Source organism: Vibrio zhanjiangensis (assembly GCF_030161235.1).
Lineage (GTDB): Bacteria > Pseudomonadota > Gammaproteobacteria > Enterobacterales > Vibrionaceae > Vibrio > Vibrio zhanjiangensis.
Genome location: NZ_BSPW01000010.1, coordinates 96,948 through 121,431 on the forward strand (window position 1 = coordinate 96,948; position 24,484 = coordinate 121,431).

24 protein-coding genes and 1 riboswitch are annotated in these 24,484 nt (G+C 41.9%); of the genes, 14 read left to right on the top strand and 10 right to left on the bottom strand.

What is annotated here, in order from left to right; all coding sequences use genetic code 11:
• The first annotated feature begins 3 nt into the window (after window positions 1–3).
• Window positions 4–1,698, top strand: a complete 1,695-nt coding sequence (locus tag QQK21_RS02165) for an ATP-binding protein (protein WP_284190567.1) — start codon at window positions 4–6, stop codon at window positions 1,696–1,698.
• Here QQK21_RS02165 and pabB read toward each other — a convergent pair.
• Entirely contained in the window at window positions 1,695–3,071 is a 1,377-nt protein-coding gene (pabB, locus tag QQK21_RS02170; RefSeq protein WP_284190568.1) for an aminodeoxychorismate synthase component I, read from the bottom strand. The two genes, QQK21_RS02165 and pabB, sit on opposite strands and share 4 nt — an antisense overlap.
• Before the next feature lie 205 nt (window positions 3,072–3,276).
• Between pabB and QQK21_RS02175 the strand changes: the two genes are divergently transcribed.
• From QQK21_RS02175 to QQK21_RS02210, 8 genes are all read left to right on the top strand, one after another.
• Window positions 3,277–4,797 carry a fumarate hydratase gene (locus QQK21_RS02175; protein WP_284190569.1) on the top strand — a complete coding sequence of 507 codons (1,521 nt, stop codon included), beginning with the start codon at window positions 3,277–3,279 and terminating at the stop codon, window positions 4,795–4,797.
• A gap of 123 nt (window positions 4,798–4,920) precedes the next feature.
• A complete protein-coding gene (locus QQK21_RS02180) occupies window positions 4,921–5,106 on the top strand; it encodes a hypothetical protein (protein ID WP_284190570.1) in 186 nt (61 codons plus the stop codon).
• A gap of 132 nt (window positions 5,107–5,238) precedes the next feature.
• The gene (locus QQK21_RS02185) at window positions 5,239–6,615 is read left to right on the top strand and encodes a YcjX family GTP-binding protein (protein ID WP_284190571.1); all 1,377 of its coding nucleotides are present in this window, start codon (window positions 5,239–5,241) and stop codon (window positions 6,613–6,615) included.
• Entirely contained in the window at window positions 6,612–7,661 is a 1,050-nt protein-coding gene (locus QQK21_RS02190) for a YcjF family protein (protein WP_284190572.1), read from the top strand. Before QQK21_RS02185 ends, QQK21_RS02190 begins: the two co-directional genes overlap by 4 nt.
• 102 nt (window positions 7,662–7,763) lie before the next feature.
• Window positions 7,764–9,308 carry a transcriptional regulator TyrR gene (tyrR, locus tag QQK21_RS02195; RefSeq protein ID WP_284190573.1) on the top strand — a complete coding sequence of 515 codons (1,545 nt, stop codon included), beginning with the start codon at window positions 7,764–7,766 and terminating at the stop codon, window positions 9,306–9,308.
• On the top strand, window positions 9,308–9,886 hold the full coding sequence (gene rimJ / locus QQK21_RS02200; RefSeq protein WP_284190574.1) for a ribosomal protein S5-alanine N-acetyltransferase: 579 nt from the start codon (window positions 9,308–9,310) through the stop codon (window positions 9,884–9,886). The genes tyrR and rimJ overlap by 1 nt, the downstream gene beginning before the upstream one ends.
• Complete coding sequence (locus QQK21_RS02205; protein WP_284190575.1) at window positions 9,883–10,482, top strand: HD domain-containing protein; 600 nt, start codon at window positions 9,883–9,885, stop codon at window positions 10,480–10,482. Before rimJ ends, QQK21_RS02205 begins: the two co-directional genes overlap by 4 nt.
• Window positions 10,483–10,956, top strand: coding sequence for a DUF2947 domain-containing protein (locus tag QQK21_RS02210; protein ID WP_284190576.1), 474 nt, complete (start codon window positions 10,483–10,485; stop codon window positions 10,954–10,956).
• A 62-nt stretch (window positions 10,957–11,018) separates the two neighbouring features.
• Here QQK21_RS02210 and QQK21_RS02215 read toward each other — a convergent pair whose 3' ends face one another.
• On the bottom strand, window positions 11,019–13,184 hold the full coding sequence (locus QQK21_RS02215) for a S9 family peptidase (RefSeq protein WP_284190577.1): 2,166 nt from the start codon (window positions 13,182–13,184) through the stop codon (window positions 11,019–11,021).
• A 252-nt stretch (window positions 13,185–13,436) separates the two neighbouring features.
• Here QQK21_RS02215 and QQK21_RS02220 point away from each other — a divergent pair, with 252 nt between their 5' ends.
• Window positions 13,437–13,955, top strand: coding sequence for a hypothetical protein (locus QQK21_RS02220; RefSeq protein WP_284190578.1), 519 nt, complete (start codon window positions 13,437–13,439; stop codon window positions 13,953–13,955).
• A 101-nt stretch (window positions 13,956–14,056) separates the two neighbouring features.
• Here the strand turns inward: QQK21_RS02220 and QQK21_RS02225 are convergent, their stop codons facing one another.
• The 5 genes from QQK21_RS02225 to QQK21_RS02245 form a co-directional block, all read right to left on the bottom strand.
• A complete protein-coding gene (locus QQK21_RS02225; protein ID WP_284190579.1) occupies window positions 14,057–15,898 on the bottom strand; it encodes a hypothetical protein in 1,842 nt (613 codons plus the stop codon).
• A gap of 45 nt (window positions 15,899–15,943) precedes the next feature.
• Window positions 15,944–16,867: a DUF7916 family protein gene (locus QQK21_RS02230; protein ID WP_284190580.1), complete on the bottom strand. Its 924-nt coding sequence runs from the start codon at window positions 16,865–16,867 to the stop codon at window positions 15,944–15,946.
• A 301-nt stretch (window positions 16,868–17,168) separates the two neighbouring features.
• Window positions 17,169–17,423: a Rho-binding antiterminator gene (locus QQK21_RS02235; RefSeq protein ID WP_284190581.1), complete on the bottom strand. Its 255-nt coding sequence runs from the start codon at window positions 17,421–17,423 to the stop codon at window positions 17,169–17,171.
• 67 nt (window positions 17,424–17,490) lie between these two features.
• Window positions 17,491–17,787, bottom strand: coding sequence for a Dabb family protein (locus QQK21_RS02240; RefSeq protein ID WP_284190582.1), 297 nt, complete (start codon window positions 17,785–17,787; stop codon window positions 17,491–17,493).
• A 209-nt stretch (window positions 17,788–17,996) separates the two neighbouring features.
• Window positions 17,997–18,671 (bottom strand): tail fiber domain-containing protein, encoded by a 675-nt coding sequence (locus QQK21_RS02245; protein ID WP_284190583.1) that lies wholly within the window; start codon window positions 18,669–18,671, stop codon window positions 17,997–17,999.
• 329 nt (window positions 18,672–19,000) lie between these two features.
• Here QQK21_RS02245 and QQK21_RS02250 point away from each other — a divergent pair, with 329 nt between their 5' ends.
• Window positions 19,001–19,621: a DJ-1/PfpI family protein gene (locus QQK21_RS02250; RefSeq protein ID WP_284190584.1), complete on the top strand. Its 621-nt coding sequence runs from the start codon at window positions 19,001–19,003 to the stop codon at window positions 19,619–19,621.
• Window positions 19,622–19,756: 135 nt separating this feature from the next.
• Here QQK21_RS02250 and rplY read toward each other — a convergent pair whose 3' ends face one another.
• Window positions 19,757–20,035 (bottom strand): 50S ribosomal protein L25, encoded by a 279-nt coding sequence (rplY, locus tag QQK21_RS02255; protein ID WP_284190585.1) that lies wholly within the window; start codon window positions 20,033–20,035, stop codon window positions 19,757–19,759.
• Window positions 20,036–20,411: 376 nt separating this feature from the next.
• Here rplY and QQK21_RS02260 point away from each other — a divergent pair, with 376 nt between their 5' ends.
• Complete coding sequence (locus QQK21_RS02260) at window positions 20,412–21,314, top strand: hypothetical protein (RefSeq protein WP_284190586.1); 903 nt, start codon at window positions 20,412–20,414, stop codon at window positions 21,312–21,314.
• Window positions 21,315–21,389: 75 nt separating this feature from the next.
• Here the strand turns inward: QQK21_RS02260 and QQK21_RS02265 are convergent, their stop codons facing one another.
• Window positions 21,390–22,226, bottom strand: coding sequence for an alpha/beta fold hydrolase (locus QQK21_RS02265; protein ID WP_284190587.1), 837 nt, complete (start codon window positions 22,224–22,226; stop codon window positions 21,390–21,392).
• 71 nt (window positions 22,227–22,297) lie between these two features.
• Between QQK21_RS02265 and QQK21_RS02270 the strand changes: the two genes are divergently transcribed.
• Both QQK21_RS02270 and ribB read left to right on the top strand, forming a co-directional pair.
• On the top strand, window positions 22,298–22,477 hold the full coding sequence (locus QQK21_RS02270; protein ID WP_152430610.1) for a hypothetical protein: 180 nt from the start codon (window positions 22,298–22,300) through the stop codon (window positions 22,475–22,477).
• Window positions 22,478–23,005: 528 nt separating this feature from the next.
• Window positions 23,006–23,147, top strand: a riboswitch (FMN riboswitch).
• 111 nt (window positions 23,148–23,258) lie between these two features.
• Window positions 23,259–23,915: a 3,4-dihydroxy-2-butanone-4-phosphate synthase gene (gene ribB / locus QQK21_RS02275; protein WP_284190588.1), complete on the top strand. Its 657-nt coding sequence runs from the start codon at window positions 23,259–23,261 to the stop codon at window positions 23,913–23,915.
• A 54-nt stretch (window positions 23,916–23,969) separates the two neighbouring features.
• On the opposite strand, the gene QQK21_RS02280 is transcribed toward ribB, so the two are convergent.
• The gene (locus tag QQK21_RS02280) at window positions 23,970–24,419 is read right to left on the bottom strand and encodes a DUF417 family protein (protein WP_284190611.1); all 450 of its coding nucleotides are present in this window, start codon (window positions 24,417–24,419) and stop codon (window positions 23,970–23,972) included.
• Between the last annotated feature and the right edge of the window lie 65 nt (window positions 24,420–24,484).

Below are 24,484 nucleotides of genomic sequence, written 5' to 3' on the forward strand. Positions count from 1 at the left end.
TGGATGACAAGCCGAGGTGCGATAGAAAGAAAATTGGCCAGAGAAATCGCTGCTCGCAAGCAAGCTGAGTTGCTATTGGAGCAAAAAAGCCTCGAGCTACATGAAGCCAACCAACAATTGAATCTCGTTTTGAGTGAGCTCAAACGTCAAAGTCACATTGATCTACACAAACTTCAATTTGAATCTCAAATCAATGAAACGCTCCTCTACTTTGGTCGCGCTTTCTTGGGGCGCACGTTAAATGATGGACTGATCATGAGTCTTCTTGAGCGTTTGGAATCATCATTTGCATTAGGGCTTTGTGGCGTTTTTTTAGTTTCTGGTTCGGTATCAACAGTAAAAGAAAGCCAGTTTGGATCTACGGCAACGACAGATGTTCAAGGTATAAGACCTTTTGCAGTTTGGCATGATACAGTTCTGTCTTTACCTTTGGAAGTTGATCACAGATTGGTTGGTGAACTGTCGGTTAAAGTGCTTGACCAAGATATTGAAGCGGATTTTGTCGTCAGCCAATTGCGTTTGGTTGCTGATCTTTTGTGTAGTGCGATTAATCGACAAATTATTTTGACCAGCAACCAGCAGGCAAGAGCTCGCGCAGAAGAGTCAGAAAAGGCCACGAAAGAATTCGTTGCCATGATAAACCACGAACTGCGAACCCCTTTAAATGGTTTACTTGGCAGTGTTGAGTTGCTTTCTGATACACAGTTAGATGAAGAGCAGCGAACTTTTCTTGTCAATATTTCGCATTCAGGCGAACTGCTCCGCCATATTATTAATGATATTCTCGATTTTAGTAAAATGAGTGCAGGGATGATGGAGTTAATTCCATGCCAGTTTTCTAAAGCTGATCTTACCGGAATGCTAAAGAGCGTGTTTGCCAACCGGGCACTCGATAAAGGTATTGGTCTAAGTATTGATTGCTCTAAGAAAGTCCCTGCTCGACTAGAAGGTGATTTTGATCGCATATGTCAGGTACTTATCAATGTGATAGGGAATGCAATTAAGTTTACTGTAGACGGAAGTGTTGACGTTGTTATTAGGTGGAAAGACAGTAAGCTGAGTGTTCTGGTCAAAGATACTGGCCTTGGTATCCCCACAGAGGCCCAAGCGTTTTTATTCGACCCATTTGTGCAAGCTGACTTAACCGCAAAACGTAAGTTTGAAGGAACAGGATTAGGCCTTGCTATATGCAAAAATTTAATAGAGCTAATGGGGGGAGAAATCAGCTTTGTCAGTCAAGAAGGAGTAGGTACTCAGTTTGATATACTTATTCCTTTAAAAGCCATCTCAGCTCGGCAAAAGAGTCAATTAATTCAAACACAATCCCCCTCAAAACAATTGGAAACACTTTCCATTTTGGTCGTGGATGATATTCGGATGAATCAGGTTATCTTTAACCAAATGATGCGCAAAATCTCGGTCGTCCCAGACATAGCCAATAATGGCTTAGAGGCCATTGATACCGTAGCAAAGCGGGATTATGACATTATTTTTATGGACTGTAGAATGCCTGAAATGGATGGGTTTGAAGCAACGGAATACTTGCGCCGGCAAAAATACACCAAGCCCATTATCGCACTGACAGCTGGTACGACGTTAGAAGAACGAGATAGGTGCATCCAGAGCGGTATGGATGACATTTTGAGTAAGCCGTATACCGCTAAAGAGTTGAAGTCAATGATTGAAAAATGGGCTTAGAATTGATCTCCCTCCAATACTGGCAGAATACGACAAAGTTTATCGAGAGTTTCTTGGTATTCATCACAACTGTTGCTGTCAGCAACTAGGCCGCCACCAGCCCAAACATAGATGTGCTCATCTTCTGCAATAAGCGTTCGTATTGTAATACTTGTATCCATCGTCCCATGTCGACTGATATAGCCGATACTACCACAGTAGGCATTACGACGATGTGGTTCGAGCTCTTCGATGATTTCCATTGCTCTAATTTTTGGCGCTCCGGTTATGGAGCCTCCTGGGAAACTAGCACGTAATAGATCCGTGGGAGTATAGTTTTCAGCGAGTTCAGCTCGAATTGTACTGACAAGGTGGTGGACTGCTGGAAAGCTCTCTACATCAAAGAGTTTAGGTACATGTACAGTGCCAGGCTTGGCAACTTTACCTATATCATTTCGCAGAAGATCAACAATCATAAGGTTCTCTGCTTGATCTTTCTCAGAATTTGCGAGTTCTTGCGCGTAAATTAAATCGATATCGCTACACGCGTGCCGTGGCCGTGTCCCTTTTATCGGTTTCGTCTCTATCTGGGTATCGCTAAGCCGCAAGAACCTTTCTGGCGAGACACTCAGTATGGTACTGTTGTCGGTACGGATAAAAGCGGAGAAAGGACCTTGGTTAAACTGTTCTAGCCTCTGGTAAGCTTGCCATTCACAACCTACATATTTTGCTTTAAAGCGTTGCGCTAGATTGATTTGATAACAGTCTCCTGAATGCAAGTAGTCTTGAACTTTACAAAAGCGCTTGACATATTCTTGCTTTGTCATGTTTGACTGCCATCCTGACGTCAGTGCAAAATCCTTACTAGGTGCTGGGTCTTGACCTTGCAACCATAGGTAATGTTGCTCAGTGTTTTCTCCAACAATGTATGCTGTTTTGTCTCTGTGGTCGACAATGACAGCCCAGCTATACAGCCCCACTGCCATATCGGGCGTTATTAAATCTTGTTGAGCGATTTGTGGCAGTCGTTCGATTCTTCGTCCCAAGTCATAAGAAAAGTATCCCAATGCACCGCCAACAAATGGCAAATCACCGTGGTAGTCTATTTGGGGTAACCACTGCTTCTGCTGCTTTTCCAGTAGCAAGAAAGGATCATCACAAGATTCGAAGTGACCATCGGGATTCGTAACTCTGGTGATTTGCCCAGAAGTGACAATTTTGGCTACGGGTGCGGCGACCAATACATCGAAACGGCTATCAATATGATTTTTTGATGCCGAACGCAATAACATTGCCCAAGGCTGAGAGGCAATCTTATTGAAAAGTTGGATTGATAAACTTGGGTTATAGGTAAGAGGCTTGATTTCAAGGCAATTTGATGTCTTTTGATTCATTTGTTTTTTTGTGACAAAGAGATGGTTCACTGCATAGCAAGAGGAGTAAAGCAAGAGTATCATACTGCGACCTATTGCCGCTACAATGACGTCTTATAATAACAAGATAGTCTCAGCTCATCTAAACTTGTGATTAAAAGCAAGAGAATAAGCTTAGCTATACATAGCGGTATTAAAAGGAAGCATAACGATAACGAGGCATGCAATGACGGTAATTCGCAAGCAAGATGTGATCAGCAGTGTCGCTGATGCACTTCAATATATTTCTTACTATCACCCTCTGGACTTTGTTCAAGCCCTTGAAAAAGCCTACAACAAAGAGGAGAGTCAAGCGGCTAAAGATGCCATTGCTCAAATCCTAATTAATTCTCGCATGTCCGCTGAAGGCCATCGACCGATTTGCCAAGACACGGGCATTGTTACCTGTTTTGTCAATATTGGCATGGAAGTCCAATGGGACAGCACAGACATGACAGTACAACAAATGGTCGATGAGGGAGTCCGCCTGGCCTACACTAACCCGGACAATCCGCTTAGAGCTTCAGTGTTACTTGATCCGGCAGGAAAACGAATCAACACCAAAGACAATACGCCAGCCGTTGTTCATATCTCGATGGTGCCGGGCAATAAAGTTGAAATACAGATAGCAGCCAAAGGTGGGGGTTCTGAGAACAAAACTAAGATGGCGATGCTCAATCCATCTGATGATATCGCTGAATGGGTTGAAAAAACGCTCCCCACAATGGGAGCTGGTTGGTGTCCACCAGGGATGTTAGGGATAGGTATTGGTGGCACTGCGGAAAAAGCCGCAGTTCTCGCCAAAGAATCGCTAATGGAACATATAGACATTCAAGAGCTTATCGATCGTGGTCCCGAGAATGCTGAAGAAGAACTCCGCCTTGACATCTTTAATCGAGTGAATAGGCTAGGTATCGGTGCCCAAGGTTTGGGTGGCTTGACAACTGTGGTGGATGTCAAAATCAAAACGGCGCCTACCCATGCGGCATCTAAACCTGTATGCCTAATCCCTAACTGCGCAGCAACTCGCCATGTGCACTTTACTCTCGATGGCTCAGGTCCAGCAGAACTCACGCCCCCTAAATTGGAAGATTGGCCAAAAATTACTTGGGAAGCGGGTGAAAATACCCGTCGTGTTAATCTAGATAAGGTTACCAAGGAAGAGGTTGAGCAGTGGAAGACTGGTGAGACGGTTCTGCTTTCGGGTAAGATTTTGACTGGTCGTGATGCGGCTCATAAGCGTATTCAAGGTATGCTAGCGAATGGAGAGGGGCTACCAAAAGGCGTCGACTTAAAAGGTAAGTTTATATATTACGTAGGCCCTGTTGATGCCGTGGGTGATGAAGTCGTGGGACCTGCAGGACCAACAACCTCCACTCGTATGGATAAGTTTACCGACATGATGCTTGAAGAGACTGGCATCATGGGTATGATAGGTAAAGCTGAACGTGGCCCTGCGACAGTAGAGTCGATTAAAAAACACAAAGCCGTGTATCTGATGGCAGTCGGTGGTGCAGCTTATTTGGTGGCTAAGGCCATTAAAAAAGCGAGAGTGGTTGCATTTGAAGACTTAGGTATGGAAGCGATTTATGAATTTGAAGTCGAAGATATGCCCGTGACGGTTGCTGTTGATTCCAATGGTGCCAATGCCCATCAGATTGGTCCAGATACTTGGAAAGTAAAGATTCAAGAAATGGAATCTCAGTAAAGGTTGTTTCTATACCTATTTTCAATAAGATAGGCATACAAAGAGTTTAGGGTGTGGCTTTGCTGCACCCTTTTTATATGGTACTTACCATCTAGTACAACATAGGCAATGTCAGGAGTTTTTATGCCACGATTTATCCGAATTTTGCAAACGCTTATCGCTGTCCTCATTGGCTGCTTTGTTGGTTATGATATGATTTTCTATGGTGTAAGTGTTTTCGATCAGAAATATGTACGTTTAACCTTAGTTTTGTTCGCTCTTTTGGAGCTCGCTTTGTTCGTTATATACAAACTTATCGAAGATGATTGAGCCACCGATATTTGTCCTTGAACTCGTCTTTTGCACAAAACATCCCGTTTATTGCAGGTCAAAACTCGCGTTCATCTTTGATTAAGGTATCTGACATTAAGATGGCAGAGAGTTCAGAATAAGAGATCCTCAATGAAGCATTTATCCCGAGAATTGAATCAGTTGATCAGCCGCAGTGTCGATTCACATGTTCGGATCGCTGTTACAGGTTTATCCCGTGCGGGTAAAACGGCATTTATCAGTTCATTGGTAAATCAACTATTACATATTTCGACCCACGACAATCTTCCTCTACTCGCTTCCGCCCGAGATAAACGGGTGGTAGGGGCGAGGCGGGAGCCACAGATAAATATGATGGTGCCGAGGTTTGGGTATGATGAAGCTATGAACCAGCTGTTCTCACCAACTCCCGCTTGGCCAGAACCGACACGTGATGTGAGTGAGATCCGCCTTGCGCTGAAGTACAAGCCGATAAAGAAAACCAAGAAGTTATTTAGCAGCACTTCAGTACTTCATCTTGATATTGTTGATTATCCTGGCGAATGGCTGTTGGATTTGCCTTTATTGAATTTGGATTTTCATCAATGGTCGCAAACTCAATTTGCGGCGTTAAAAGGCCTACGTGGTGAACTAGCAAAAGATTGGCTGGATAAACTGGAATACCTCTCTCTCTCTGCAGAAGTTGATGAGAAACGTCTTGAAGATATTTCGAAAGCGTATACTCGATACCTACATGACTGCAAAAATCGGGGTCTACATTGGGTCCAGCCGGGCCGTTTTGTTTTGCCGGGTGAGCTAGAGGGAGCCCCTGTTTTACAATTTTTTCCTTGCCAATATAACGAAGAAGAAAAAGTACCTAAGGGCTCCAATTTGGCGATGTTGATGGCACGCTATCAGGAATATCAGCAGAAGGTAGTCAAAGCATTCTATAAGCACCATTTCTCAACATTTGACCGTCAGATAGTCTTGGTTGACTGTTTACAGCCTCTTAACGCAGGTGATGAATCTTTTCTCGATATGCGACACGCAATTGAACAAATTATGCACAGCTTTAGGTATGGGAAGAGTAATATACTTAAGCGTTTGTTTTCTCCGCGTATTGACAAAATATTGTTTGCGGCGACCAAGGCTGATCATGTGACGCCTGAACAGCATCCTCATCTAGTCTCTCTACTGCAACAGATGGTTCATCCTGCGTGGCAGAATGCCGCTTACGATAATATTGAAATGAGCTGTATGAGTATTGCGTCTATTCAGGCAACACAAAGTGGTTTTATTGATGTCAATGGGCAATCGATGCCAGCAATTCAAGGAACAAGCGCTGACGGAAGCATGTTGACGATCTTTCCTGGCGAAGTGCCTACAAAGTTGCCGCCACCAGACTTCTGGTTGAACAATAAATTCAATTTTTACTCTTTTCGGCCTATCTCCGAGTCTGTAGATGAGCCATTACCTCATATACGTATGGATAAAGTACTTGAGTATTTGATTGGAGATAAGCTCAGATGAACGATTCTCAGGATAAAAAATTGAAAGGTCAACAAATCTATACTCAAACGTTAAGCGAATCGCCTGAGAGGGAAACTGCTGAATTCTTGGTGCAACGACAGTTTGATAATGACGACCAATTTGTTTTGGCAACTGTCGAAGCTGAGAAAGCGGGAGAAAAAATTGAATCAGGCATAGAGAGGGCGATACGTCCTCGTCAAAGAAGACGCTTTCTTGCCGGTGGTCTTCTCAGCTCGTTGGCAGCATTAGTCGTTTGGCAGTCGGTAGATAGCCTATATACAGCGATTCAAACGGGGGATTGGCTCTCGGTCGGCTGGACGGGTTTTTTGCTAGCACTTGCTTCGCTTGGTGTGGTCACGATAGGTAAAGAACTATGGGCTCTTAAACGGCTACGAAGGCAACTCACGGTTCAAGATAAGATAGAGTCGTTAATCAAAAAAGACAGCGTTGGGCAGGGAAAAGCCTTTTGCCAGTCTCTGGCAAAAGAAACGGGTGCGTTATCTTTGTCTTCAGCTTATAAACGTTGGTATCAAGGCGTAAATTCTTCACACAGTGATAAAGACATTATCGAGATGTATGATGCAATTGTTGTGTCTGAACAGGATAAAAGCGCGACGAAAATAGTGACACAATACTCGACAGAATCTGCGGCACTTGTCGCTATTAGTCCGCTTGCTACCGTAGATATGTTGCTGGTTGCTTGGCGAAGCTTCAAAATGATTGAAAGCTTGGCTGCGATTTATGGCGTTCAGCTTGGATATGTATCTCGACTGGCACTTTTTAAGGCAATTTTGGTTAATATGGCCTTGGCAGGGGCCAGTGAGTTAGCGATAGATGCAAGTATGGATCTCTTGTCTATGGATCTTGCCGGAAAAATCTCCGCTAGAGCAGGTCAAGGGTTGGGCGTGGGTATACTCACTGCGAGAGTTGGACTTAAAGCGATGTCTTTACTCAGACCTACTCCATGGTATCCAGAAAGGCAAGTGAAACTTGGTGCTATTCGTAAACATGTGGTGGAAAAAATTACTTCTTTAACAATCAAATAGCGTGATTGTGACGCTGGTAATGTTGCTTTACTTGACGAAAAATTTTACTTAGGTAAAACTACTGTCAACTTTTCCTGACACTTCAGACTAGGGACTTCCTCAGTGCGTTTAGAAGTAACATGTGAAGACAGACTCGGGCTTACGCGAGAGCTACTCGATATTCTGGCTTCTAGAAATATTGACTTACGTGGCATTGAAATTGATACCAAGGGTATTATCTATCTCAATTGTCCAGATATTGACTTTGATACTTTCAGTGAATTGATGGCCGAAATCCGCCGAATTGCAGGCGTGAAGGACGTGCGGAAAATACAATTCATGCCAATGGAAAGGCACAATACAGAACTCATATCTTTGCTCAACAGTCTCCCAGAGCCCGTTCTAGCCATTGATATGAAGGGTAATGTTGATATGGCCAATCATGCCGCATTGAGTTTGTTTAACTGCGAGCATGAGGAAATAATTGGTCATTCTGTAGCGAGCTTATTACCTCACTTCAATTTCTCGAATTGGACTGACGGTAAAGTGACGCGCCATAGAGAAGATGTCGTCATCGGTGGACTTGATTATTCCATGGAAGTGATGCCAGTCTATATTACTGCTGAATCCAATGAATCAGTATTGGCAAGTACAGTAATGATCATCCGTTCAAGCCAAGAAAAACCCGTGTTGGTAGATTCGTTACCCGTGCATAATAATTTGGGCTTTGAACACTTTGTTGGTGTGTCTAATCGACACAAGGCCTTGATGGGTCAGGCGAAAAAGCTATGTGTATTGGATCAGCCATTATTGATTCAGGGAGAGACTGGTACTGGCAAAGAAATGCTTGCTAGAGCATGCCATAACCGTTCACACAGAGCGGGTTCTCCGTTTATGGTACTCAGTTGCGCGTCGATGCCTGATGATGTTGCTGAAACTGAGCTATTTGGTCATGCTCCGGGCTCATTCAATCATGAGCAAGGGCATAAAGGAATATTTGAGCAAGCCGATGGTGGTACCGTATTCCTTGATGAAATTGGCGAGATGAGTCCACATCTGCAAATAAAACTTCTCAGATTGTTGCAAGATGGCACTTTTAGAAGGGTTGGTGCAGAGCAAGAGATTCATGTTGACGTAAGAGTCATTGCTTCAACTCGCCATAATTTGGGTGAGCTGGCAGAATCAAAGTCATTTCGTGAAGACTTATTCTATCGATTAAATGTCCTGACGTTAAATATCCCCGCTTTGCGCGAACGGCCTAACGACATAGCACCATTGTTGGATTTATTTGTTTCGAAATACGTTAAACAATTAGGTGTGAAAAAGCCTGAACTCAGTGAAGACTTAGTTGATCAGCTTATTAATTATCAATGGCCAGGCAATATGCGCCAATTAGAGAATATGGTGTTAAGGGCACTAACGGAACTTGACTCATCAACTTTGACAGTGGACTTATTTCATTTGCCACAGCTAGAAAGTGCTATTTCAAACGTCTCGGCGATAAATTTAGATGGCTCATTAGATGAGATAATGAAGGACTATGAATCGCAAGTATTGGAGCGTTTGTATCAGTCTTTTCCTTCAAGTCGCAAGCTGGCAAAAAGGCTCAACGTTTCTCACACCTCAGTTGCAAATAAATTGCGTGAATATGGAATAAGAAAGGGCTAATGAAACGAGTAAGTACGCCGAGAAACGTTTATGAGCAGAATGAGAATATCATTTTGCGTACTTCTGAACCAACGGACGGTAAGTTGATTGCAGACTACTTTGTTGCTAACAGAGCCTTTCTTAGACCTTGGGAGCCACGCAGAGAAGAGGCGTTTTATTCAGAGCAGGGCTGGACGAAAAGACTTGTTAAACTTCACGAACTTCATCGAATGGGGCTGGGTTACTATTTGATCATTCTGGATAGTGAATCTGGAGATATGATGGGAACCGTCTCTTTTAGCAATATATCTCGCTTTCCATTCCATGCCTGTAATCTAGGCTATTCTTTGGCAGAAAATGCTCAAGGTAAAGGGGTGATGACCAAAGCCATGAGGTTAGCAATTAAGTATATGTTTGACATTCAAAATGTACATCGAATAATGGCGGCTTATCTTCCTCGCAACCATCGTAGTGAAGCCACTTTGATGCGTCTCGGTTTTAAGAAAGAGGGGCTAGCGAAAGACTACTTACTTATCGATGATATTTGGGAAGATCATATTTTGAGTTCATTGGTTAACGAAAATTGGAAAGCGAGATGAATCGTCTAGAGAAGCAATTGTCCTTAGTCATGGAGTTGGATAAGCTGAAATCTATTCTGCGAAGAACTCGGGTCAAAAGTGCTGAGAATCGTTTGGAAAATAGCGCAGAGCATAGCTGGCATGTTGCACTTATGGCTATTTTGGTGGAAGAACATGCAAATGAGTCCGTTGATATTGCTCGAGTAGTAAAAATGCTACTCTTGCATGATATTGTTGAAATTGATGCGGGTGATACTTTTGTCTATGACACTCAAGCTACCCAATCACAGAAAGAGAACGAATTGTTGGCGGCAGAGCGTCTCTTTACTATGTTACCGGAGGATCAACAAGAGGAATTGTTTGCAATTTGGCGCGAATTTGAGGCTGCGCAATCAGCCGATGCCAAGTTTGCCAAAGCGCTTGATAGACTTATCCCAATGTTGTTGAATTACCACAATGGTGGAAAGAGTTGGTTAGAGAATGGCGTCAGCAGCGAGCAAGCATTAACGGTTAATCGCAAGATTGAAGAGGGTTCTCAAGTCTTGTGGGAACACGCCAAAAAGATGATAGATGATGCTACCCAACGAGGGTGGCTTATAGCCCAACAAGGAAAATGAATGTCTTACCTCACTTTGGACGAATACCAAAGAAAATGGATCTTTTCCCATCATTCTATGCCTGTTTCGGAGCAAGATTTAGAGTCAATAAAACCTATGACTCCAGCTCGCGCCTCTCAGCTTTGGAAAGAAAACATTAGTGCTCATAGCCCTGATGTGGATCGTTTGAGTGCGTCTGATTGGCCAATGAAAGATGCAAACTGGAAAGAAACCTTGGATTGGATGATAGCGTGGGAATCAGATGAGCAGTGTTTACCAGTAGGTATCGATGAATTCCTAAACTGGCAAGATGATGTGACGGTCTATTTTTGCTATGAAAAGTACAACGTTATTGAAACTAAATGGTCAGTATTCAAGCGAAACTGGAAGAATTTTTTGTTTTACGATGATGGCCCGATTTTAATTGGCCGCCGGCGCAAAGAAGCTTTGTGGTTTGATAGCAAAGGAAATGTGAAATTAGGGTACAGGGATTAAGACCTCTTATACCAAATTACTGATTAAAGCCCGCTTCTTGCGGGCTTTATGTTAGTTAAATTTTATTTTTCATTGAGTAAATCGAGGAAAAATGCATACTCTAGAGCATCCTCTTTCAAACGTTTGAAACGACCTGAAGCACCGCCGTGGCCTGCTTCCATATCAGTTTTGAACAGTAGTGCATTGTTATCAGTCTTCATCTCTCTCAGTTTTGCTACCCACTTCATGGGCTCAAAATATTGAACCTGAGAGTCATGTAAACCCGTTGTGACCAGCATATTTGGATACGCTTGATTGCTCACATTGTCATAAGGTGAATAGCTTAACATATAGTCATAAAAGATTTTGTCGTTTGGATTGCCCCACTCATCATATTCGTTAGTGGTCAACGGGATAGATTCGTCAAGCATAGTTGTAACTACATCAACAAAAGGTACATGGGCAGCGACCCCACGATATAATTCAGGTGCTTGATTGACTACCGCTCCCATCAATAGGCCTCCGGCAGAGCCTCCCACAGCAAATACCTTATCCTTTGAACCGTACCCCTCATTGGTAAGGGCTCGTGTTACATCGATAAAATCATTAAAAGTGTTTTGTTTAGTGAGCTTTTTGCCATCTTCATACCATGGTCTGCCCAGTATTTCTGAGCCCCGAATATGGGCGATGGCATACACAAAGCCGCGATCCAACAAGCTTAATCGGGCAGAGCTAAATGATGGATTAATGGTATGTCCATAAGAGCCATAACCGTATTGGTATATTGGGTTTGTGCCATCTTTTTTAAATTTGTCTTTGCGGTATACCAATGAAACAGGGATCTGCTTGCCATCTCTAGCCGAGACCATGATGCGTTCAGATTGGTAATAGTTAGCATCGAAGTCACCAAGCACAGGCGTTTGTTTCAATATTTCTGGCTTGCCTGTTGCTAAGTCAAAATCATAGTAGGTTCCGGGAGTGGTCAAACTGCTGTAGTAAACTCTGAATTTGGAATTGGTAAGCTCATAATTACCTGTAAAATAGGCAGAAAAAGCGCTGTCGTTAAACGCTAGAGGGAACTCTTTACCTGTTGAAAGTTGACGAACGGTAACGGTGGATAGACCATTTTTACGCTGTTCATAGACCAAGTGATCGTTAAACAGCGTAAAATCAACCAGTTGAGTATCTTTATCGGCAGCAATAACGTCTTGCCACATAGTGCGGTCTTGAACATTATCTTTTCTCACTTTCATTAACCGGAAGTTGACTGCCTCATAATTTGTGTAGATATAGTACCAATCGTTAAGTTTGGCTATGCTATATTCAATGCCTTTTTCCCTTGGGTAGAAGGGTTTAGCTTCTGCTTGTGGGTTGTTGGCATCAATGATTGAGACACCACTCGTTTCTGTACTGAAATGGGTGATAAATATTTGCTCACCGTCTTTGCTTTTACCAAGAGAGGTGTAATAGGTATCGTCAAATTCTTCGTAAATTAACGTATCGCTACTTTGTGGCGTCCCGAGAACGTGACGATAAACTTGATAGCCAAGTAAGGTTTGCGGATTTTTTTTGATGTAATAGAATGCCTTATTATCATTTTGCCAAGCAATATCGCTCTCAGCACCTTCTACTCTGTCATTTAAATAGTCACCTGTGTCTAGGTTTTTGATACGAATGGTATACACACGTCGACTTAAGGTATCTTCACCATAAGCTAATAGAGCGTCATTTGGACTTACATAAAGACTTCCTATGCTAAAAAACTCATGCTCTTTTGCAAGTTCGTTGGCATCGAGTAATATTTCAGAGTTTGTTCCAGCAAAGTCTTTTGCTCGCCGATATATGGCGTACTCGTTATCCCCTAAGACCTGATTAGAATAAAAGTAGTTACCCTGTTTAACGGGAACAGAATTATCGTCTTTAGCAATGCGACCTTTTATTTCCTCAAATAGCTGTTGTTGCAATGACTCAGTGTGTTTTAGCACAGCATCGGCATATTGATTTTCCTGCTCCAAATGATGCAACACTTCTGTATCTGCACGTTGGTCATCACGCATCCAATAGTAGTTATCAATGCGGGTCTTGCCATGATTGTCTAGAGTGTGGGGAACTTTTTTGGCTACTGGTGATTGAGTTTTCTGTACCGTTAATTCGATTTGAGATGGTTGAGTCATGTTTTGAACTCCTTGGTTGCTACAGCCAGTGATCAGCGTCGCCGACATAGCCAATGTTATAAGGGAGAAACGCATCAAAGCTCCTTAAAGTGTGCTCAAAGATACACCTGTGTGCGCCTAGTCAGTAGTATTATTATATCAATAAGATAGGCGTGATTTCTTATGTGGCGGCTAGCTAAGCTAGCAAACAAAAGGGGTAGGATCAAACATTATCACAAGGAATAACTTATACCGTTTGGCATTCATAAAGGTTAGAAAAACGATAGACAAACCATTTCGAGTAAGCTAGAAAGGTATATGTTATCTTGCTGACTAGGAACTTAATTTATGAGAAAAATCTATATTGCTTCATCTTTAATTGCATCACTTGTGACCCTAAATGTGTATGCTTCTCCTATTACTCCAGAGGAGGTAGAAGCTGCCCAAAAAGGATGGGGAGAGGGCATTATTGCAATTGGTAAAGCAAAAGATGCTCGCAGTGCGGCGATTAAGCATATTGAGACTTTTTACGCCTATGACTTAGGTACGGTACTTTTTAAGCCCACGTTAGCAGTAGAGGATCAGTTTAGGCACTCGAAATCTGAGGCACTCTCTTACTTTGTTGGCGGGGAAATAGCTGAAGATAAAGGTTTTGCTCTTGCTCCTTACACCAATGTACGTTGGGAAAATGAAGGTGTAATCACTGACAAGCACTCAGACATGGCGATGGCGATGGGCAATTATTATTTTACCAAAACCGATGGGCAAGAAGTTAAAGTTGAATACACGTTTGGGTACATCAAAGACGATGCCGGAAACATTAAAATAAATCTACATCACTCATCTTTGCCATACAGTCCCAAGTGATTTTATTGGCTAGACAAGTTTGGTGTGTAGATGTGTATATTGCACGCCGTTAGAGAAAGCCCGCGAGTGTCTCAATCGCGGGCTTTATAGACTGACTAGCATTAAAATCCGGTATTAGGAAACTGATACAGCTTTTCCGTTACCCTAGTTCTGTCTGCCGTACTGATATTATCGAGAAAAGCGCCTCGAATTTCTTCTAGCAGTGGAAGTGACTGCACTGCATCCACATCTGTACCTAAAAGGCGAGCGAGAGAGGGGGTATTCATCAATGTACTCAACGCCTCTTTTTGAGAGATCGCTTGGTGATTTGTTGTGAGTTTAATATCTCGAGCAACGTCTTTAGCAAGGTTATCTTCAATCTGAGCGACAAGTTTAAAGTAGCGGCGATGTGCAGTTAGGTGAATGTCACGTCTCATCGTTTGCTGCCGGAGGGACAAATGGTTTGACTGCGTATTAGGTAACGAGTCACCAAACAGCGTGTCGCAGGCTTGTTTTACATACGTATCGTCACTTTGAATAGCGGTGTATAGGGGTTTTATATTACTTGAACTTTTGGCTAAAGGACGTTTGAAAAAAGCACTAAGAGTGGTAGTTAAGTCCTTGTTGAGCCCTGATGTTACGTATTGATTCATAACCGAATGACTTTGAAGATACAGAGTGTTGGCTTCTTGTTCATTGTGATTTTCGATCGGCAAAACCAATAAATGGGATTTGGAGCTGTTGGTTGTATGTAAATACACTGACTCCCCAACGGTACCTGCTCCTGCAGTGGTTATGCCGTTTGCATCAGCAATGTAGCTTAAGTGAAGTGCATTGTGACCAGGTATTGCTTTGGCACCACAGATCACAAAGAGATGATTTTTATATTCTGGCTTATGCTTATTTATGCCATTGATGATGTGCTCAATGATGGCGTTATTCTTTTTATGTGCGTAGACATACGTTATTCCCTTTACGTGTTCAGGTGATATTGATTTGTCGCCAGTGATCACGCCAGTGAAGCCGTCTATTGGAAAGACTTCTTCTGGGGTTTTGGCGCAACTAAGAGCTATGTTGTAAACAGCTTGCCTTGCCTCCTCAAGAGTACTATTCGCAGTTATACCTAGCTTCTTCAAAGAGTTGACAATATCACTTAACGTATTTTTTTCTCCTAGCCCGATATGAGATATCTGTTCTCCTGTTCCACCTAATACTTTAGCCAGAAGTGCATTCTGGGGGGCGTTGTCATCACGCATGTCAGGCTTTAGCATGATAGCGTGGTTTTGCTGATCAATTCTGTGGGTTTTGGATATATCATGCTTGCTTGCGGCCTTTTGCAGATCCGGTGCCATATCGGTTAAAACGTAGATTTTTTCTTTGGCTATCGCGCTACCGCAACTTGTATCTGTGAGGGTAGAAAAGAGATTTTTTGCTGTGATGATTGGTATTGAACCATATACAGATTCGTGACTGTTAGGATTGAATAGTCTAGCGTCGAGAAGGGTCTTGTCGCTAACTTGACGTTGAGGATATGAAGCGAGTCGACGCATTATTTGGGGGTCATCTGAGCCCCCATTTTCGGTTAAATATCCATAGATAGGTTTATCACATTGTGACAAGATTACATGAATGTTGTTTACAGCAAGTAATCGACATAAATCCAGTAGTGGTTTGGTTAGCGGGCTTTTTTTAGAGCTTGTTTCAGGCCAAGCGGGTGGGACGTGGAAAATAACGCTGCTTCCATAGGGTAGTTTGTTCTTTTCTAATGCCATTTTGACAATATTGAGTGTTCTACTAGTGTGTCCCCCACCAGTTGGTGAATAACCGACAACGAGACATTTGGCATTCCCAGTTGTTGCTGTGTGATACAGGGCGTTGGTTATCTCTAGCTGATTGTTATTGGCCTCTTTTGGTGATGGATTAGAGTAAACTGACGTTTGGGAAAAGGTGTTATTAATAAACATGTTTATTTCCGCTATTATATTTTTTGTTATATTTAATCGTTTTTCTTATCTTAATATTGAGCGAGCCATACGAGCATAGGTGTGACGAACGCCGCGAATAGTAATACTGTAGTTGCGAATATTTTCTGGTAGTGCAATTCCGGTGTAGCCTGTGTCGCCGATATGATGCAAGTCAGCACCAGCCATTTTACTCATCAATGCAATACGTTTAATCGTTTCTGTGTCAGCCCCTTCTTGAGATGTTCCTATGGCCGTCATCGCTAGCACATTATGACTGTGTGCTTTTTCTATTAACTTAGATACGTAAGATTCGGTCATACCTGGCAAGGTTCCTGGTGCTGGCAACAAAATGATATCAGCACCACAGTCAGCAAAGTATGAGACGTCTGAGTCAGAAATAATATGTTTCCCCCCTTCAGATACTATACCGGCACCGTGCATTTTGCCGGTGATGATCAAGATGTCATCTTTCTGGTGAGCTCTGATTTGTTTGAGGGATTGCGCAATGGCTTTGTTAGATACGCCATTATTCGGGTTGCCGGTAATTACAATGAAGTTACATCCCATGTCAATGAGTTTATTAACATTGTCAGAGGTCGCTGCTCTCCCTGAGCGCATCGCCCAAAGTTCATCGTGTTCCTGAGCAAAGTCGGGATCAACGGCCTCCAAGTTGACGCCAACGGGACGGCCAGTCAGTTGCTTTAATCTGGTTATAGTGTTTATGGGATGGGTATCTTGTGGTAAACCCATAACTTTGGGATTATCGACGTCAAACATATTGAGTAGGAGTAAATCGGCACCTTGAGAGGCAGCTAGCTCTGCATTAGTAATGCCCATAAGCATGGGTTGCACTAAAGAGATTGTCTCACTTAGCAATACTCGCCCTTCACTTGCTTTAATTGCATGTATCAGTTCTGACTTACTGATATTCGCGAAATCAGAAGCGCTGCAATCTAATAATCTTTTCATAATGATGTGTTTTCGAGGGGAGGAGTGCTGGCCTTTTTTTGTTAATTTTTTGAATCAAAAGGCCAACACAGCCTAGCTATTTGGTGATAATTATATTTTCAAATTTATCGACTTGATAAAAGGGTAAATTTGGAGATATTCCATTTCCCTTTTTAGATCATTTTGATTTTCTGGTGTTTGTTGTTCGAGATGACATACAAAAGCCAACCAGATAACGTGAGGATTGCAGGAAAGTGGAACACATAGGCTGAAAGTCAACCGCCTTACAAAGCAGAAAGGCAGCCAGCCTATGCCATAGTTTTTAACTTATTTGCTGAAAGATAATTTCTCCAAAATGAGGATTATCGATTAATGCTGTCATAGATACTAAAGTTTCAGTCGGTATTTGCATATCACCACTTTGAGTGCCTATCACAATACACTCTTTACGTTGCTCATTGTAAGTTGTTGTTTTAGCCTGACCTTCAAAAACTTGAGCAGATTCAGTCACTAAACGAATAGGAATCTGGTAAAGACAAGCTATTTCTATGTAATCGTATTCACTGCAAGAAATCATTTTCAATCCTTTTACAACAGGGTCAATTAGGAGGCTTGTGAGTTAAGAGTTTCACAAATTACTTTGGCTATATGGTGTAGTCAAAGACAACAATATCTTTAAGTATTGGCCTAAATATATTTTTTAGCTCATTGTGCTTAGGGTGAGGTAGATAGCGTTTTCGACCAGCTTCGTCGCTGAATGTCATCATAACGCAGTGAGTGTAATGTTTGTTTTTTCCTTCAGGGCTATCATTTAGCCCCCATTCCACATCTTCTATCCCGTCTATGTTATTAGGCATGGATAAAAAAGATTGCTTCAGCTCTTCGATTTGCTTTGATGTTGCATCATCTTTAAACTCAATGAGGAGAATGTGTCTTATCATAGCTTGGCCTAATTTAAGTGTTAAAATAAAGTTTATTATCAATAATACAGCTTTACTAAAACAGTGCAAATTGTAATCTTTGCTCTATTTTGAGGGAAAGTATTAAAGTAATGAGGCGATATAATACACTAGTGCTATTTCAGTCATGGGTTGATGGTGACAAATAGCCACCATCAAGAGGCACGCAGACTTCGAGCTAGTTGGTGATGTTATGGCTGTGATTCTAAGGTCTCTACCCTTGCTTTTAGTTCTTTTATTGACTCAAGTAGAACCGGTATCAATCCTATGTAGTCGACTCGTAACGTGTCTTGAATATCTGTCTTAACAAGTTCTGGTAGCTCAGCTTGTACCTCTTGGGCGATAACACCATATTCATACTGGCCAGCTAAGTGACCTTGGATACTGTCAGGACGCCAAGAGTAACGATAGCCATTGAGGCGGCTCAGTTTAGCTAAACTGTTTTGTAGCGGTTGGATGTCTTGTTTCAAACTAACATCGCTTATTCTTGGCATGCTATTGGTTGGAGGAATGTACCCCATGGCAACGGAGTATGAGTTAGTTTCCTCATCATAAAGCATAAATCGATACCAAGAACTCATAGAATTGTGTGCTGGCTGAGCAAGATAAAGATTGCCAAAGTTTGTTTTGCATTGTTGATTGATGGCAAGGTAGTGAGATCTTAAAACCAGAAAATAGTCGCCATGCTGCTCCTCTCTTTCTATCCAAGAACCATCAATGACAACTTGTTCATCATTCTCATCGATTAACCAGTCCCAATGACTTCCGTCAGGTTTTGCACAGAATACATTTGATTCGTCAGCAAGTGTATAACCTGAAAATATGACAGAGAAACCCACACTTAATATCAAATTAAATAACTTCATCGCTTCCCCATAGACCACTTATAAATTGTGGTTATTATACTTTTACTAATTATTTATGCAAATTGATTTATATTTGCCGGATATTTTTTGTGATCTGCTCTATGATGTTACTTGTTTTGTCATAAGTTGAGCTAAGAGAGGGCTGACAAAAATGGCGAATAATTGCTCTCCTTGGTTCTTGAGGTATTGATTTTGTAAATTAAATATGTCGGTAATACCGCCACAGAGTTATTAAAACCATACTCACCATGTTTAATATTGAGGCAATCTTTCTAAGGCAAAAATAAGGAAACTGGCATGTTGATTTCAGCCAAATTTAAGAGGGAACTATGAAGAAAATGGTATACTTAGCCGTTTATGAGGGCATCTCTGATTGGGAATATGGCTATGTGCTTGCCCATATAAACTCTCCAGACTTTCAAGCAAATCCTAATGCCTATGGGATACAGACTGTAGGTAAATCCAAACATCCGATCAGAACGAAAGGAGGGGTGAGCATTCTTCCTGATCTGGAGCTTAACGAGCTAAACCCAGAAGACGGAGCAATGTTTATTCTTTGTGGCAGCGACCATGCGGCTACTGGTGGAATCGATGATTTTGTTCGAGTGGCTAAGCAATTGTTGGAGCAAGGTGTATTCATTGCTGCAATATGTGGAGCGACAGCGGCTTTAGCAAAACATGGGCTTCTCAATAACATTCCGCATACCAGTAATGCCAAAGAGTATTTGGAAATGACAGGTTATGCGGGTGGGAAGTATTATGTAGAGAAGCCAGCGGTATCAAGTGAGGCTATAATAACGGCAAGTGGTATAGAGCCCGTCGCTTTTGCAGTAGAGATTTTCAAAAAGCTCAACATATATTCAGATGATGTGCTTGATGCATGGATAACACTATTTGAACACAAAGACATCAAAGGTTTTTATGAACTGATGGAGTCAGGCTCGAAATAAAACATTTTGTCTATAAACGGTGAAACCCCGATGTTGGTAGCATCGGGGTTTCGAATTTTAGAACTCTCGGTTGGTAAGGCCGATATTCTTTATGCAAAAGGCAGGATTTAATCCTACAAATTCCTTGGTAGGGAATTAGATACGGATGAAGTCCATGTGCTCAACTTTTGGCTTGTAAACGTGACGTTGAACGTCTTGCGGCTTAACTTTCACTTCAGCGCCGTCGATCACAAGAACAATACCTTCGTAGAACTCAGGCTTATCCATTTGGTTAACGATGTCATCGTGGTTAAGAACAATTGATACTGGTGCAGCTTCACCACCGTAAACGATAGCAGGGAATTGACCAGCATGACGTAGGCGGCGGCTCGCACCTTTACCTAGTTCAGTACGTACTACTGCTTCAAATTTCATAGTATTACTCTCAAATTTTAAAAATGAACTTCACATCCGACAATGCGACCTTGCCGTAATGTGGTATATCGCTCAGGAGGAAATTGGTAGTTACTTCATAAGCGAGCGCGGATACTACCATTGTATTGATTTTCTCGCAATAAAAAAGCAACACAATATGGATGAGATTATTGCACTGATGATTGCAGCTAAAGGTTCAAAAAGTGTTTGTTATCTTGTGATTATTTTTACTTGTTAACCGTATTTCTCGCCTCCAAGTGCAATAAATTTTCTCCCATCACGTTGAGTTTGAGTCAATAAATAAATTATTTTGTCATTTACAGCCAAAGCCCTCATCATAGAGGGATACTGAGTCTAATGCAGTGTTTGAAAAAACATGACTAAGAAACAAAATACCATGATAGTTTCCGAACAAAGGATTCAAATGTTGGACTCTCATTTCAGTACTATAGATACCGATATGGCGATATCTATGTCCTTCGTGCGTCGAGCACAAAAAATGTCGTTTTCTAAACTGGGTGAGAAGATAAGTGGTCTAAATTGCTCAACTTTACGGCGATATATGCAACAGAGTTATCCTTGTGTTCGGCCAATTCACGTTGTCGCTGCGATGTCTTGGGTAATGATGGTACCAATGACGAGTTTTTACTACGCCTTAAGAGTTAGAGAACATTATCGAGGGATGGACGACAGAGCAATTGAAGCACTGTATTGTGTTGGGCGTTTACCGTCACAACAGTTCGATCTTTATTTGGAAATGGTGGCCAATCTAATGGATAGTGAGGCACGGTCACATTTCAAAGCTTTTCAAACTAAGTTGTTAACCGAGACAGTTCCGTCATCTTGTTATGATGACTTACTGCCCCCCAAGGTACTCGATATTAATGAATTTGCTATCGATTACTACCGCTCTATTTCTATTACCGTGCGACAATTTCGACAAGACAACAATATTCCTATCGATGTGATTGCCCGTGTACTTGGGCTGACGGAACACCAATATAGGGTACTTGAAGATGTGAATAAAATTAGGGATTTCTCCGTAGCCATAGGGTTTAGGATAAAAGTCGGTTTTGAGTTGTACTCCCATGTCAACTTTACTTCAGAAATGCAACTATTCCCGCAGTTTCATCAACTGCGTCAACATCAGCACATTCGCGACGCGCTCATTGTTGAGTCCTTTCGTTTACTTAATGCAGAGTCGAAGAATCTTGCTTCAGATTTATTAACTTCGCTATCAAGCTATTACACAAAAAGTGAGACATTTGACGACGAATGAACATAATCAACCTGAAATACGCATTTGCTCAGGTTGATTATGTGTCTTAAAAAAATCAGAATGTCGTCAGGTTGCTTAGCTGATGCAAGCTAGCGTATTTAGCAATGTTTGCTGTGTTTCTGCTTGAGCTAGCATCAAGGCTGCTACTTTATTGGGGTGCTGCAGATGGACTAAGTGATCGGCGTTTTTTATCACGACTAGATGACTATGCTTGAGCTGGCTTGAAAATTTTTTTGCCGTTTGCAAGGTGACATAAGGGTCAAATTCACCAACACAGATAGTACAGGGGATCGCTATGTTTTGAACGTTGCTGGGCGTGTGAACGAGCAGACGCACTGAATTTTCAAAAAACATGTCGATTCGATCTTGAGACATAGATGAGATGCTACGTTTTGTTGCTCGTATGATGGCTTCATTTTTGGGGATATCATGGTTACGTACGGTGAGGGATTCGGTAAATGAGGCCGCAAAGCGTTGTGATGTATCCATGGCTGCAGCGATCATTTTTTTTGTTGCTAGTCTGCCCGACTCTGGGATTCCGGGGACTCCACCGCAGATTGACATCGATTGTACATTTGGCCATATATCACAAAGTTCGACCGCGATAGCTGTCGCGTAAGAAAAGCCGACAATGTGGGCTGTCTTGATGCCCAAATAGTTTATCAAGTTGTGCAGCATTGTCGCTTGTTCTCGGATACTGACAGTGGAGGCCAAATTTTGAGTGCGTCCAGTGCCTGGAATTTCAATCGTAATACAATTAATTTTGGTTGCGAAGTGTTTTGAGAATGAGTTTACGCTCTCAATATCTTGTAAGGCTCCTAATAAAAAAATTAGAGTTTGCTCTGAGCTGACGCATGGGTAAAAAGAGTAGCGATAGTGATTACCGTCTAAGATTGTTTTAATAATTTCCATTATATTTTTCTCTTCGTGGAACAAATTGAAGAGGCTATTGATGATATAAAATAAAGGTTGTGGCTAGAAGAATGAAAAATTGTCGTTTGGAAAATCGTTTAGCTGAGGCTGAACAACCCGTTAAAAACTTTATGGCGGACTTGATTGAAGAACTAAACAAAAGAGGCTCTATTTCACAAGACCCTAAATTGTCTCTGCGATATTTTGGCATAAAGCTGGAGATCAAATTGGTGTCTTTTGATGGGGATTGATGATTTTTTTAAATGGTTTAACTGAAATATTTATTTACTCTAGATGACCCTTCATCCAGAGTTCAACCTGCTCCATGCGCTGTTAACACATATTGGATTATACGCGATGAAAACTCTAATGCAGGAAAGCAGCAATATTCCATGATTTTGGCTGCACATGCGGCCGGAAAAACAGTATCCGTCGTTGGCATGAATACTTGCATTCGTTGGGGAGATGGCGAGGATGTTAACGAAATTGTAATTCTTAACTAAACGCAGTATTTAATTAATTTGGTTAGAGCATATGATATGTGTTCAGTCTATAAATACCTTATGGCCTATCTTAATGATAATATAATGTGTATGGTATGTTAAGGAATATAAACTAGATACTAAGCCCTCTAAAACAATAGTGAATAAAGGCGCAAATTGGTGAGCTTAAAGGTTATCGATAACTCATCACAGATAGATGGTGAGTTATTTGATATTAATCCTATTCATTTTTGATCCCTTCTTATAACATATCGGCGTTTACAATTTTAAGTTGTAATCTGTTCTCAGGGCGGGGTGAAATTCCCCACCGGCGGTAAATTCACTATAGAAAAGCCCGCGAGCGCTCGAATTCTCGAGGACAGCAGATCTGGTGAAAATCCAGAGCCGACGGTTACAGTCCGGATGAGAGAGAATTGAAGCACAATACTTACTCTATACCACATGACTTGATGTGGTAAGGGTAGGTGTAGGCGTTGTTTTAGCACTCCCATAGCCCTGATTCTGGTCTTAATGAATTTTGGAGAAAACCATGAATCAGAAATCCATTCTTGCCGACTTTGGCGATCCTATCACTCGCGTTGAAAAGGCTCTTTTAGCCCTTCAAGAAGGGCATGGCATTTTACTGCTCGATGATGAATCTCGTGAAAATGAGGGGGATTTAATCTATTCAGCACAATACCTAACAGATGAGCAAATGGCACTAATGATACGAGAATGCAGTGGTATCGTCTGCTTATGTTTGACAGAGTCTCACGCAGAAAAGCTGAATCTTCCCCCTATGGTGACAAAGAACACGAGTGCCAATCAAACAGCATTTACTGTAAGTATTGAAGCTAAAGTGGGTGTGTCGACGGGCGTTTCTGCGCGCGATCGTGTCACGACGGTGAAAGTTGCAATAGCAGACAATGCAAAATCAGAGGATTTGGCACGTCCAGGGCACGTTTTCCCTTTGCGTGCGAGAAACGGGGGAGTTTGTGCAAGGCGAGGGCATACGGAAGGGACGGTTGATCTGATGACATTAGCAGGGCTTCACCCTTCAGGTGTTTTATGTGAGCTAACGAATCCAGATGGTTCGATGGCTAAGACACCTGAGGTTGTCTCTTTTGCTCATAAGCATAAGATGCCAGTTCTTACCGTTGAGGATATTGTTCAGTATCGCATTCATCTAGAGCGTAGTTCTGCGTGAGTGTATACGACGATAGACATTGATTGAAAGGAGCCGGTGGTCGGCTCCATGTTTTTACTTGTTGCTGGGCTTATTTCTCTCGATAATGCTTATAGATACCGCAAGGAACAAAATATCTTTTACGAGGAAAAAGTTGGTCACTGGTATACCGTCGGATATTTTCCAAGTATTTGGGGTGGTGAGTAAAAAACTTAGTGTCGTAATGAAGATAGCGGCTGCGGCTATACCTGAATAAAACCCAACTTTTGGGTTTTTAATGCCGACTATGAGCCCGATCGCAACAATAATTTCCGCTGTACCTATGATGTTGGATACTGTTTGAACAGGGAAAAGATCGTACAACCAATTCATAGCAAAATGATTTTTTACCAAGGGCTGAATGAGTTTGGCTTCTGTAGGGGTGAATTTATAAATTCCAATCCAAACGAGCACTAAGCAAACACCCCAAACACCGATAAGGTAGCCAATGTTGTCATTTTTTGTATTATTTTTTACTGTATGCATAAAGTCATCTTCCTCATTGTTAGCATAAAAAAGAAGACCCCAATCAGCTTTAAAAAATTTCATTG

Bases quoted from the DNA above. Each gene is read 5' to 3' on its own strand.
- QQK21_RS02165 (WP_284190567.1), top strand. From the start codon at position 4: ATGACAAGCCGAGGTGCGATAGAAAGAAAATTGGCCAGAGAAATCGCT.
- pabB (WP_284190568.1), bottom strand. From the start codon at position 3,071: ATGAATCAAAAGACATCAAATTGCCTTGAAATCAAGCCTCTTACCTAT.
- QQK21_RS02175 (WP_284190569.1), top strand. From the start codon at position 3,277: ATGACGGTAATTCGCAAGCAAGATGTGATCAGCAGTGTCGCTGATGCA.
- QQK21_RS02180 (WP_284190570.1), top strand. From the start codon at position 4,921: ATGCCACGATTTATCCGAATTTTGCAAACGCTTATCGCTGTCCTCATT.
- QQK21_RS02185 (WP_284190571.1), top strand. From the start codon at position 5,239: ATGAAGCATTTATCCCGAGAATTGAATCAGTTGATCAGCCGCAGTGTC.
- QQK21_RS02190 (WP_284190572.1), top strand. From the start codon at position 6,612: ATGAACGATTCTCAGGATAAAAAATTGAAAGGTCAACAAATCTATACT.
- rimJ (WP_284190574.1), top strand. From the start codon at position 9,308: ATGAAACGAGTAAGTACGCCGAGAAACGTTTATGAGCAGAATGAGAAT.
- QQK21_RS02205 (WP_284190575.1), top strand. From the start codon at position 9,883: ATGAATCGTCTAGAGAAGCAATTGTCCTTAGTCATGGAGTTGGATAAG.
- QQK21_RS02210 (WP_284190576.1), top strand. From the start codon at position 10,483: ATGTCTTACCTCACTTTGGACGAATACCAAAGAAAATGGATCTTTTCC.
- QQK21_RS02215 (WP_284190577.1), bottom strand. From the start codon at position 13,184: ATGCGTTTCTCCCTTATAACATTGGCTATGTCGGCGACGCTGATCACT.
- QQK21_RS02220 (WP_284190578.1), top strand. From the start codon at position 13,437: ATGAGAAAAATCTATATTGCTTCATCTTTAATTGCATCACTTGTGACC.
- QQK21_RS02225 (WP_284190579.1), bottom strand. From the start codon at position 15,898: ATGTTTATTAATAACACCTTTTCCCAAACGTCAGTTTACTCTAATCCA.
- QQK21_RS02230 (WP_284190580.1), bottom strand. From the start codon at position 16,867: ATGAAAAGATTATTAGATTGCAGCGCTTCTGATTTCGCGAATATCAGT.
- QQK21_RS02235 (WP_284190581.1), bottom strand. From the start codon at position 17,423: ATGATTTCTTGCAGTGAATACGATTACATAGAAATAGCTTGTCTTTAC.
- QQK21_RS02240 (WP_284190582.1), bottom strand. From the start codon at position 17,787: ATGATAAGACACATTCTCCTCATTGAGTTTAAAGATGATGCAACATCA.
- QQK21_RS02245 (WP_284190583.1), bottom strand. From the start codon at position 18,671: ATGAAGTTATTTAATTTGATATTAAGTGTGGGTTTCTCTGTCATATTT.
- QQK21_RS02250 (WP_284190584.1), top strand. From the start codon at position 19,001: ATGAAGAAAATGGTATACTTAGCCGTTTATGAGGGCATCTCTGATTGG.
- rplY (WP_284190585.1), bottom strand. From the start codon at position 20,035: ATGAAATTTGAAGCAGTAGTACGTACTGAACTAGGTAAAGGTGCGAGC.
- QQK21_RS02260 (WP_284190586.1), top strand. From the start codon at position 20,412: ATGACTAAGAAACAAAATACCATGATAGTTTCCGAACAAAGGATTCAA.
- QQK21_RS02265 (WP_284190587.1), bottom strand. From the start codon at position 22,226: ATGGAAATTATTAAAACAATCTTAGACGGTAATCACTATCGCTACTCT.
- QQK21_RS02270 (WP_152430610.1), top strand. From the start codon at position 22,298: ATGAAAAATTGTCGTTTGGAAAATCGTTTAGCTGAGGCTGAACAACCC.
- ribB (WP_284190588.1), top strand. From the start codon at position 23,259: ATGAATCAGAAATCCATTCTTGCCGACTTTGGCGATCCTATCACTCGC.
- QQK21_RS02280 (WP_284190611.1), bottom strand. From the start codon at position 24,419: ATGCATACAGTAAAAAATAATACAAAAAATGACAACATTGGCTACCTT.